The sequence below is a fragment of the Paenibacillus sp. FSL R10-2788 genome (assembly GCF_038003885.1).
GTDB lineage: Bacteria > Bacillota > Bacilli > Paenibacillales > Paenibacillaceae > Paenibacillus_AQ > Paenibacillus_AQ odorifer.
On sequence record NZ_JBBOQA010000001.1, the window covers coordinates 2,365,856 to 2,377,838 of the forward strand.

Sequence of the window (11,983 nt, forward strand, 5' to 3'; positions counted from 1 at the left end):
ACTATTCAAGGAAATGGAGGAAGGCCGATGCCACATATTGAGATTAGGATGTACGAAGGCCGAACAAGTGAGCAGAAGGAGGAGATAGTCACCGTATTCACGCGGGAGTTATCCCGAATTATTGAACGGGATGAACGATTTATTACCGTCGAATTTCAAGAAATTCCCCTGGATGAGAATGCTCCGGCGAACCTGCTGAAAACAGGATCTATAGGAAACGGTTATGAAAGCTAAGTTAACTGGGGTTGACCTTATTAACTACAAAGCCGACACGAAAAGATCCTTGCTTTTAAACATGTGGAAATTCAGAGCACTCTATGTGATTGCGATTCCCGGGATCTTGTATTTCATCATTTTCAAGTACTTGCCGTTGGCTGGTTCAGTTATTGCATTTCAAAACTACAACATTTTTAAAGGCTTTACAGGCAGTGAATGGGTGGGACTTGAGCACTTTAGGACGATGTTTCAATACCAGGATTTCGGAAGAATCTTGAGCAATACAATTCTTCTAGGCTTGTATGATCTTATATTCGCCTTTCCGGCTCCAATATTGCTTGCACTTCTGCTGAATGAAATTCGGCTTGTGTTTTACAAACGGTTTTTGCAAACGGTGGTTTATATGCCCCATTTCCTGTCTTGGGTAATTGTCAGCGGTATCGCCTTGGGTATCCTCTCCCCAGGAACAGGGATTGTGAATCAGGTTTTACAAGCCTTCGGCTTTGAACCAATTTATTTTCTTGGTGAAAATTCATACATTCGCACGATTTTGATCAGTTCCGGTATCTGGAGGGATTCCGGGTACGGTACGATCATTTATCTGGCCGCGTTGGCAGGAATAAACCCAGATCTTTATGAGGCTGCTGAAGTAGACGGAGCCGGGCGCTGGAAACAAACCTTAGCCATTACACTGCCGTCTCTGATACCGACGATTATGATTTTGTTCCTTCTCCATATCGGGAGATTTCTTGATCTTGGCTTCGAGCGGGTATGGGTATTCCTGAACGCGCTTAATACCGGGAACGGGGAGATTCTGGACACTTATATCTATAAGGCGGGGCTGCTGTCTCAGCAATACAGCTATACAACAGCAGTGGGGCTATTCAAGTCGGTAGTTGGACTCATTCTGGTGCTCATCGGCAACATTTTGAGCAAAAAAACAACCGGTGAATCGCTGTATTAATCGCTCTTTATGGAGGTAGGGATGATGAGAGTACGCTATACTCGCGGCCAGAATCTATTTAATGTGTTCAATCTTTTGTTTCTGACCGCTCTCGCTTTGGCTATGTTTCTGCCGTTTCTGAATGTGATTGCCCAGTCCTTTAGCAGCTCTGAAGCAATTATTAATGGTAGGGTAGGTTTGCTGCCAAAGGAATTTACCGCGATCAATTATCAGTACGTTTTCAGCGATCATTCCATTTGGCGGGCGTTCGGTGTCTCCGTCTATATTACGGTACTGGGCACCGCAATTAATCTGATTGCGACAGCGTCTCTCGCTTATCCGGTGTCGCGGCCGGAATTCCTAGGACGTAAATACATCGTCATGATGGTATTGTTCACTATGGTATTCAGCGCCCCTCTTATTCCAAATTTTATCCTGATAAAAAATTTGGGGCTTATGAACTCCTTATGGGCACTTATGATTCCGGGCGCCATCAGCGCTTTTAACTTTTTCGTGATGAGAAGCTTCTTCATGCAGCTGCCTCAGGAGCTGATAGATTCCTCTAGAATCGATGGGTGTGGCGAGCTGCGGATCATTGTCAACATGGTACTGCCGTTGTCCAAACCGGTAATGGCCTCATTGGGGATTTTCTACGCCGTCGGGCACTGGAATACGTACATGAGCGCTCTGTATTATATCAACAAGCCGTCTTTATGGCCTCTGCAGGTGATGTTGAAGAAGCTCTTCGAGACGGACGATATCAGCATTGATCCGGCTTCCTCAGTGTATAGCTCTTTGGCCCACACCTCACCTGAGGGCATTAAAATGGCTGTTATCATTGTCGCTACTATTCCGATTATCATGATTTACCCGTTTCTTCAACGCCATTTCGTTAAAGGAATGATGGTCGGATCCGTCAAATCCTGATCTATCATAGTGTGGTAGAATAGGAACGCGTTAAGCGAGACGAATCGGAAGGTGGTATCCATGGATGAGATGTGTATTAATCGTAGACGACGAGCCCATGATTCGAAAGGGACTTTCTATCATGATCCAGCAATGCGGCGAGCATCCGTATAACATTAAGCTGGCCCAGAATGGCGAAGAGGCCATCCAGCTCATTATGGAGGAGCAGCCGGATTTTCTTTTTACAGATATCCGTATGCCCAAGGTAGACGGACTGGAGCTGTGCCGGCGGCTGTCGGAGATGGAGACGGATATTCAGACTGTTGTCATCTCGGGTTATGGGGATTTTGAATACGCCCGCCAATGTTTGTCCTATGGAGTGAAAGAATATCTCCTGAAACCCGTGAGCAAAGGGAACCTTCAAAATGTGATCGGCAAACTGGAAGCGCATAGAGAGAAGTTAGAGAGTTTTGTCTCTGTCGCTAAGCTCGATGAATGGGTCGTGCGTATGGATGATGCCATCTGGACCTTGGATAAAGAAAGGCTGTACCTTGTACTGAAGGAATGGGAAACTGACTTCCTCCAGCGTAAGATGAGCCGAAGTCAGCAAAAAGAGCTTCTGGAAGAGGGCTACGCTTTGCTCGTGAAGAAGCTGCTTGTCAATTCAGTTACACCCGGTAAAAGCGTGTTAGACTTGTCCGCAGCAGCTGGACCTGAGCAGTTATTCCGCTGTTTCGCAGAAGCGTCAGCAGCAATATTGGAAGAGCTTCGTAGAAAGCGCAAGGGTAAAGCGAAGGATCCGATAGAGGAAGCTAAAGCATTTATAGAAAAGCATCTCGCTCAGGAAGTATCGCTGGAAGAAGTGGCGGAAGTGCTTGGGCTAAATGCCTCTTATTTCAGCCAGATGTTTAAGCACTCAACGGGAGAGACCTTTGTACATTACCGCATAAAACGCAGGATGGAGAAGGCCAAAAGATTGCTTGCCGATGCAAGCTATCGGATCACCGATATTTCCTATGAGGTCGGGTATGCAGACCATCCTCATTTTACGAAAACGTTCAAAAAGTTCACCGGGCTGGCTCCTTCCGAGTATCGCAACCAGCTGGGGATCGATTGATGAGAAAGAGTCTGTCGAACAAGCTGTTCGCCTCTTTTCTGACCGTCATTCTTCTATCCTTGTCCATGGTTGGATTTATCTCCTATTTTCAGGCTTCGGCTGAGCTGGATAAGTCTTCAGAGAAGTCCATTGCCCAAGTTATCAGAAGTGCCTCTTATCAAACGGATCTGTATTTGCAAAATTATGAAAAGGCTAGCGATTCCATCCTGTCCTACAATCAAGTCAAGGAGTTCCTGGATATGGACCCGGAGGATAGCTTCTCTTACTATCAATATACGAATGACATTCAGAAGTATTTGTTTCGTTCTTTGTTTATTCTGTATCCTCAGATTAATCTGATGTACATCATCGGTGAACACGGCAAGGCCATTAGCGATGATAACTCCTATCAGGCGCATAGCCTGCAGTTTCATCCTCAGGAACGCTACCGTTTCTTAAGCGAACATACGCCGGAGAGCGGCCGCATCACCATTCTCAACACAAATGTGATGAATGAAGGGGATAAGAACATTATTACGATGGTCCGACGAATCAGAGGGGTCTCTTCCTATCGTCCTAAAGGTATAGTGGCTATTGAATTTAAGGCAGAGGATCTGGCCCGCATATGGGAACCTCTTGATCTGGGACAGGGCGGGTCCTACTTTATCATGGACGAATTCGGCAAACTCCTCTATCGGGCGGAAGGGAATAATAACCACCCTGGGTTATCTGCTGAGCACATTCAGAACGTATTTCAACACCCAAATGACTCTGTGGTGGAAAAAGTAGACGGGAAAGAGTATTTGTTCGTGTCGAGAAAATCCGAATATTCCAAATGGCAGCTTGTAGTATCCATACCCGTTGGTGAGCTGCGCAAGCCTATTTCTACCATTCGTACGACCACGCTGGTGGTGGGAGTTCTCACGCTTGTAGGCACACTGCTCCTTGCAACCTGGTTCGGACGATCCATCACGAAGCCCATCCTGATTCTTAAGGAGGGCATGAGGGAGACGGAAAAAGGCAAGTGGCGCAGGCTTGAGATGAACGGCCGTCAGGATGAGCTGGGGGGATTGATGCGCAGCTACAATCTCATGGTGACCCGGCTTTCCGAAATGATTGAGCGGGTATACGAAGCGGAGCTTACCACCCAGAAGGAGGCTCTGGAGCGTCATCAAGCTGAATTCCAGGCACTCCAGCTGCAGATTAATCCGCACTATCTATATAACACATTAGAGACTATCAAATGTTACGCGGTCGTTCAGGATTCGGATGAAATCACAGAAATAGTGGAGGCCATGGCATTCATGCTTCGCTACTCCATCCAAACTAATCTGGAGGAAATTACGATTGCCAATGAGCTTAATCATGTACTGAGCTACATGACGATTCTCAAGCACCGGATCGGCAGAGAGTTCGAAATTGACGTAGTGATTCCGCCGACGCTGCTACTGGCTAAGATGGTCAGGCTGACACTTCAGCCCTTGATCGAAAATATTTTTCAGCATGCGTTTCCCGAGGGAATTGAAGACAAGCACTATATTCGAATCGACGCCAGAATAGAGGGAGACCGTTTTCTAGTTCTTGTAGAGGATAACGGCGCAGGGATGTCCCGCGAACGGCTTGATAAGCTTCGTGAGAAGCTGAATCTGAATCAGCTGGCGGATACGGAAGGAGATTCCCTCTATCATAGAGGTGGAATCGGGCTCATGAACGTGCACCGGAGAATTCAAATGGTGTTCGGTGAACAATACGGGTTAAGTGTCGAAAGCGTGGAGAATGAGGGAACCCGGCTGATCTTATCTATGCCTGCGGAGTGAGAAGATAGATGTTTTCAGAAAAAACTACTACTAGGAGGAAATATGCAATGAAAATTGATTTGACTGGTAAAATTGCGCTTGTTACAGGGTCCAATGCAGGGATAGGCCGACAAATCTTGGAGACTTTGGCTGCTTCCGGCGCCAAAGTGGCGGTAAACTATTTGTTTGGTTCTGCGGAGGAGACGGTTGACGCGATCCGTCAGGCCGGAGGAGAAGCTCATGCTTTTCAGGCAGACGCAACAAGTCCTGCCCAATTGGACAATATGGTAAAGGAAATAGAGGAGCATTTCGGCGGAACCATCGATATTCTCGTCAACAATGCAGGCGGTATGATCAATAGGGTTCCAAATACTGAAATGAACGAAGAGCATTACAACAAGGTGATGGACGTCAATTTTAAATCATGCGTGTTTGCCTGCAAAGCCGTAGCAGCAGGAATGATTGCCAAGAAAAGCGGTAAAATCATCAATGTATCTTCCCTTGCGGCCCATGACGGCGGCGGACCGGGGGCTTCCATTTATGCAGCGGGCAAAGCTGCGGTATGGTCTTATACCAAGGGACTTGCCAAAGAGCTGAGTCCTCATGGAATTAATGTAAACGCTATCTCTCCCGGATTTATCGGTCAGACCGCTTTCCATGCTACCTTTACTGCGGATGCGGCAAGACAGGCAACGATTGCAAAGATTCCGCTGGGCCGGGAAGGTGCTCCACAGGATGTGAGCAATGTGGCACTCTTCCTCGCTTCAGAGCTGTCGGATTATCTGACAGGCGAAATTATTGAAATTAACGGAGGCTTGTTCATGCGATGATGAACCTTAAGGAGAAAGCAGATACTTTTTCCTGGGTTGGTCTTGAGGTGGATAAATTGAAAATGGAGCTGGATCCCTTCCGGAGAGAAGAGATTCTGCTCCCGTCAGAGCCTGGTGGCTGGTGGCACCAATATGTATGTCCCCAGCATCATACTGAGCTAATCTTCGATGTTATGGAGCAAGATGCGTTTGTTTTTTCTTGCCCGAAGGGCTGCAAGCTGGAAGGTGAACCCTACCGGGGAGCATGGCTGGTATACCGGCATCAGGCGATGGCGCGATACGCCCTGCAAGCTGCCGCGGTATTCGCCGCAGACGGAGAAGAATTCTATAGCAGCTTAGCCCGGAAGATTCTTGTCGGTTATGCAGAGCAGTTCCCCTTGTATCCGGTTCATCCCGATGCCCAACCCTGGATGCTTAGTGGCCGTGCCTTTCATCAGGCGCTGACAGAGGCTATCTGGTCCACCACGCTTATTCGGGCCTACCTGCTTCTTGTGGACTATGGAGTAACGTTCACTGAGGAAGAAGAGTTGAGGCTTCAAACATTCTTCACGATGCTGGAGGAGAGCATGGAGCAATACCGCCACATCCTCATTTACGAGAAGAAGAATGCAGAGAACAATTATACCGCATGGCTGAACGCTAGCCTGGCTTGTGTATATGCCGCCAAAGGCACCAGAGAAAAGCTTGCTTCTTTGCTGGAGGGAGAAGGCGGATTCTATCATCATCTGTCCATTGGCGTGAAGCCAGATGGCTTTGAATTTGAAGGCAGCACGTACTACCACATTTTTGTATTGCGGGCTTATCTCATAGCAGCCGAGATGTCCGGGCGCTTTGGGGTTGACCTCTATGCTGCCAAAGGAGATCAGGGACAATCCATCCGTGGCATGTTTCAGTTGCTGGTAGAGCTTAGCGGCGATAACGGGGAGCTTCCAGCCGTGCATGATGGTCCTTATGCGCGCGTTCCTTTCGCCCGAGAAATTGCTGAAGTATTTGAAATAGGTATTGCGGTTTACAAAGACCCGAGTCTCCAGCCAATACTGGCGAATGCTTATAGGTATCTATATGGACAGGAATTAAGGACTGGTCTGGAGGCAGTGCTGTATGGAGCAGGTGAGAGTAAGGAACTTCAGACCAGTTACAGGGTGAGAGACTCTGTTCTACTGCCGGATTCCGGATTCGCCGTGCTCCGCCACCCGGGCAATCCGTTGTCCGTTCTGGCGGATTTCGGAGAGCATGGCGGATCACATGGGCATTTTGATAAGCTTCATATCACGATTATGCACCGATGGGGGGAGGTTGCTCCCGAGCTGGGCATGGTTCCTTATGGATCTGTTTTGCGGAAGGAATGGTATTCCGAAACCGCGAGCCATAACACGGTTACCATCGGAGGGCGCTCCCAAGCTCCACATACCGGAAGGTGCTGTCAATTCCGTCAGGAAGGCATTGCTACGTACTTATGGATTCGCTCAGACGGCGCCTATGAAGGAGTTGTTCTAGACCGGCATCTTGTATTGGCCGGCGGTTGGCTGCTGGATTGGTTTCATGTTGAGCAGGTGACGGAGCGGGATCAGGAAGTGGACTTATGGTTTCATCCGACGGGACATTTGCTGTTACCGTTCGACCTTCACCGTGTCCAGACGGACTCTCCGGCAGTCCTTGGTCTGGAAGCAGGTTATGGCTCAGTAGAAGTACTGTCCGCAATGAAAAATGAGACGGATTGTCCGTTAAATACGGAGTGGAATATCCGTTATGATGGAGTGAGCACCGGCCGGGAGTATGAAGTATCCACGAGTACTCTACTGGCGCCCGGCTCCACTATGTATGAAATCCGCACACCGGGTAATGCCGAAGACCCGAGTAGATTGCTACGAGGTATTATGCTTCGGCACAAAGGACCGTCGGTTAATTTTATTACGGTTTATCGGGACGGTCACGAACCTGCTGTACTGAAGCTAGTGAGTCAGGTGGGCGAACCGCCCCGAATCCAAATAGCAACAACTGGGCAAGTAGTGGTCTATTGCCTTGACCCTAAAGCGGGACTGATTCAGGAAAAGTCCCGGAATACGGAGGAGTAGAGATGTTAGAACCTTTATTTCAACCTACCAGCGGCGTACTCGACCTGTCATATGGGCCAGATGAACATACAGATGTTGGAGAGAATCCTCCGCGGTTTACTTGGATGCCTGCATGTCTAGAAGAGAGTATGTACGAGCTGCAGATCTCCTCAAACACTGGATTTGAGCCGGAAGGTACGTTGACCTACAGCAGAATTCCCTATAATTTGTTTACCCCGGATAAGCCGTTGGCGCCCGGCTCGTATTATTGGCGATACAGTCTTATCGGGGAGAATGATATCCGTTCCGAGTGGAGTAAAGTAAGAGCTTTTGTGGTGGAGGATGAATTGCCGCTAACGCCACTGCCTTCCCGTACAGAACGATATTCAACTGCTTCCGCCCACCATCCGCGGCTATGGCTTCAAGCGGAGCAACTTCCGTCTTACCGGGAAGTTGTCCGCCAAGACCCCATTTCCACTGGCTGGGATGACTTCCTGAAGCATTCCGTTTTACCCTGGACAAAGCGCGAGCTTATTCCCGAGCCTGCACCGTATCCAGATAATAAGCGTGTCGCCACACTATGGCGGCAGATGTATATGGACTGCCAGGAAGTTTTCTATGCTGTCCGGCATCTTGCTATAGCTGGAGTTGTGTTGGAGGACGAGGCGCTTATCGCCAAAGCTAAAGAGTGGCTGCTTCATGCGGCAAGCTGGAACACGGATGGTACCACCAGCCGGGATTACAATGATGAATGCTCCTTTCGCATAGCCGGAGCGTTGGCATGGGGCTATGATTGGCTTCACGGCTCTCTGGTGGAAGAAGAACGCCTTAAGGTAAGGCAGGCGCTACTGCGAAGAACCGGGCAGATCGCATTCCATGTCATCGAACGTTCCCGCATCCATCAAGTTCCTTATGACAGCCATGCGATCCGCTCTTTATCCTCTGTACTCGTACCGTGTTGTATTTCCATGTTGGGTGAGGAGGAGAAGGCGCAGGAATGGCTTGATTATACGCTGGAGTACTTCTCCGCCATGTATACTCCATGGGGTGGCAAAGATGGCGGGTGGGCCGAAGGTCCGATGTATTGGACCACTCAGATGGCATTCGTTACGGAGGCGCTCAATCTAATTCGCAAATACATGGCAATCAATTTCTATGACCGTCCTTTCTTTCGCAAAACCGGTGACTTTCCGCTCTATTGCTTCAGTCCGGATACCGTGAGGGCCAGCTTCGGCGATCAATCGTCACTGGGAGATCCGGTCAATCTCAAGACGGGCTTCAATATCCGCCAATTCGCCGGTTTAACCGGGAATGGCCAGTACCAATGGTATTTTGAGCAAACTAAGGAACTGAACCCTGACACCCAGATGATCTTCTATAACTACGGCTGGTGGGATTTCCGGTTCGATGAGATGGTTTATCGCACGGATTATCCGCAGATTTCTTCAGAGCCACCGGTGGCTGCAGAACCTCTGAAGTGGTTTCAGGATGTGGGATGGGTCGCCATGCATCATCGGATGGAGGATCCGCAGGAACATATCATGCTGTTGACCAAGAGCAGCCGTTACGGCTCTGTGAGCCATAGCCATGGGGATCAAAACGCCTTCCTGCTGCATGCCTTCGGCGAGCCTTTGGCTATTGAAAGCGGCTATTACGTTGCATTCAACAGTACGATGCATATGCAGTGGCGCAGGCAGACCCGCTCCAAGAACGCAATTCTTATTGACGGCAAAGGCCAATATGCTGGCACGGACAAGTCGAAGAACATGGCAGCCTACGGCAAGGTGTTGAAGGCGTATAGTACGCCCGGAATCAACTACACGCAAATGGATGCCACCGAAGCCTACCGCGAGAATGTACCCTATATCAAGCGGTATGTGCGGGAAATATTTTTCTTTGATAGCGCTTACTTTGTTATCGCAGACAGTGTCGAGCTGGAACGTCCGGGAAAATTGGATTGGCTGTTTCATACACTGTATCCCATGAAGTTGAAGGAACAATCTTTTAAAGTAAATGGTAAAAAAGCTCAGATGGAGGGCAGATTTGTCTATAGTTCCTCGGGAGAAATGACACTTAGCCAAAGCAATCAATTTACAGATGTAGATCCGAAAGAATGGGAAGGGCTGCCCAAGCATTGGCATTTGACTGCCTCTACCCAAGAGGCCGTAAGTCATCGGATCGTCACTCTTCTGATTCCCCAAAAATCAGGAAGCCGGGATTACGTATCGTACTTTATGGACGATCAGGACCATGGGGTTCATGTCTACTTTACGAATCAGGGAATTACCCAGCGGGTTGAGATCCCAAAAGCTTATTAGCCTTAAAATATCTTCATTTACGTATACACCCCATTGTACAAGGAGAGGGTTATATTATGAAAAAATGGATTGGCATCTGTCTGGCTACCGTAATGGGTGCTACCGTTATTGCAGGTTGCTCGGACAAGGACAAAGAAGAGACTGCCGGAAGTTCGTCAAATACGCCGCAGAAAACTGAATTCTCGATCTCGATGCGGACGCTGGCTTTTAACTATGTTGAGAAATCACCCGACTTGAATAAGGACAAATGGGTGAAAAAGCTGGAGGAGATGACAAACACAGACTTGGATATTGTGTTGGTTCCTCATAAAGAGTTCGAACAGAAAATGGTGCAGATGTTCGCCACTAATGATATTCCGGATGTCGTTCAAGGCTCGGGCGGCGTAAATGGCAAGGAAATGGCTGGTTCCGTTGAAGCTGGTGTGTTCATGCCCTTGGATGATCTGCTGCAGCAAAACGGCCAGAACCTTTTGAAAGTAATCCCGAAGGAAGCTTGGGAGAACGTCACCTATCAAGGGAAAATTTACGCAATACCGGAGTTTCTGTCCAATCCCTCCCGCCGGGCGACTTGGATTCGCAAGGACCTGCTGGATCAAACCGGCTTGCAGGTTCCAAAAACGGTCGATGAGTACTTGACTGTGTTGCGTGCCTTCAAAAAGCTGGGGATAGAGAACCCGTACATGGGCCGTCAAGACTTCAAATATGCCGACGCTTTCTTTGGCGCTTATGATGTTTTTCCGTACCTGACTATGTTCGAGGAAGTAAACGGCCAGGTTCAGCCGAAGTTTATGGATAGCGAAAATATGATGAAGGCGTTACAAACCTACAACACCATGTATACAGAGGGTTTAATCAACAAGGAATTTGCCACCATTAACCCGACCAACTACAAAAATGCGATTCTCTCAGGCAAAGCGGGCATGTGGACGATGAATGCCAACGAGCTTCTGCAGTGGGAGCAACAATTGAAGGCTACGACGCCATCCGCCAAGCTGGAGATTATTCCTTCGCCAGTGGGAACTGATGGAAAAGGAGGCTCCTACTTGTACGGCTCCGCTACGCGCACCTACTTTATCAAGGAAGGTACGAAAAATGCTGCGGATATCGTGAAATTTTTTGACTGGATGTTGAGCGAAGAGGCTGAGACCTTCTTTACCTTTGGGATCAAGGACGAAACCTATAAGGAAGAGAACGGCAAAATCGTATACACTTCTCCTGCGGATTCCGCTGCTATAGATGAGGAGCGCTACCGCCAGTCTTTCCTCTGGATGGTGCAGGATACTACTTATAATAAGGGTGTCCTTAACATGACAGAAGAAGGCAGAAGCTTGATCAATGTATATGATACTATTCTGGCTAATGAAGGCCGTGACGGAATTCAGTTCGACCCGCGGCTAGATGCCTTGGTGAAGAATCCAGACATTGCACCTAACTCGGACACGGCTCCTCCGGTACTGCTGACGCACATGGTAAAGATGGTATATGGCAAGGAACCTATCAGCGACTGGCCGAAGGTTGTGGAAGAGTGGCTTTCCAAGGGCGGCAACGATGTTATCAAGGAAGCTACGGAAAAATATAATAAGAAAGTTGGCGTCACCATGCCTCGCAGATAAACTTACCCTCCAGAGGAGCTGGAATTCAATTAAAGTTGTAGAGAATTCACTATCTTTTCAGCATAAAAAGCAAAGGATTTATTAAGGGCTGCCGGGAGGTAGCCTTTTTAGTTAGGGCCAGTTTACTTTAATTCAATATCCAAAGTATGGATTATATGGTAAGTTAAATAGAGACATTCTAATGAATCATATAAAAAAATGGAGTGATTTC

Annotated in this window: 9 protein-coding genes; all 9 read left to right on the forward strand. The window is 48.3% G+C overall.

From position 1 onward, the window contains the following. The first annotated feature begins 27 nt into the window (after positions 1-27). The 9 genes from NSQ50_RS10255 to NSQ50_RS10295 all read left to right on the forward strand — a co-directional run bounded on the left by NSQ50_RS10255 (position 28) and on the right by NSQ50_RS10295 (position 11,772). Entirely contained in the window at positions 28-234 is a 207-nt protein-coding gene (locus NSQ50_RS10255; protein ID WP_051491612.1) for a tautomerase family protein, read from the forward strand. Beyond that, complete coding sequence (locus NSQ50_RS10260; protein WP_036689353.1) at positions 224-1,180, forward strand: ABC transporter permease; 957 nt, start codon at positions 224-226, stop codon at positions 1,178-1,180. The genes NSQ50_RS10255 and NSQ50_RS10260 overlap by 11 nt, the downstream gene beginning before the upstream one ends. Before the next feature lie 21 nt (positions 1,181-1,201). Further along, entirely contained in the window at positions 1,202-2,086 is an 885-nt protein-coding gene (locus tag NSQ50_RS10265; RefSeq protein ID WP_094902792.1) for a carbohydrate ABC transporter permease, read from the forward strand. A gap of 64 nt (positions 2,087-2,150) precedes the next feature. Next, positions 2,151-3,182, forward strand: a complete 1,032-nt coding sequence (locus NSQ50_RS10270; RefSeq protein WP_076223235.1) for a response regulator transcription factor — start codon at positions 2,151-2,153, stop codon at positions 3,180-3,182. Then, entirely contained in the window at positions 3,182-4,978 is a 1,797-nt protein-coding gene (locus tag NSQ50_RS10275; RefSeq protein ID WP_076104619.1) for a sensor histidine kinase, read from the forward strand. Before NSQ50_RS10270 ends, NSQ50_RS10275 begins: the two co-directional genes overlap by 1 nt. A 47-nt stretch (positions 4,979-5,025) precedes the next feature. After that, positions 5,026-5,787 carry an SDR family NAD(P)-dependent oxidoreductase gene (locus NSQ50_RS10280; protein ID WP_076143279.1) on the forward strand — a complete coding sequence of 254 codons (762 nt, stop codon included), beginning with the start codon at positions 5,026-5,028 and terminating at the stop codon, positions 5,785-5,787. Then, the gene (locus NSQ50_RS10285) at positions 5,784-7,862 is read left to right on the forward strand and encodes a heparinase II/III domain-containing protein (RefSeq protein ID WP_076100860.1); all 2,079 of its coding nucleotides are present in this window, start codon (positions 5,784-5,786) and stop codon (positions 7,860-7,862) included. The genes NSQ50_RS10280 and NSQ50_RS10285 overlap by 4 nt, the downstream gene beginning before the upstream one ends. A gap of 2 nt (positions 7,863-7,864) precedes the next feature. Next, on the forward strand, positions 7,865-10,159 hold the full coding sequence (locus tag NSQ50_RS10290; protein ID WP_076223233.1) for a DUF4962 domain-containing protein: 2,295 nt from the start codon (positions 7,865-7,867) through the stop codon (positions 10,157-10,159). A gap of 56 nt (positions 10,160-10,215) precedes the next feature. Then, entirely contained in the window at positions 10,216-11,772 is a 1,557-nt protein-coding gene (locus NSQ50_RS10295) for an extracellular solute-binding protein (RefSeq protein WP_076223230.1), read from the forward strand. Positions 11,773-11,983: the final 211 nt, after the last annotated feature.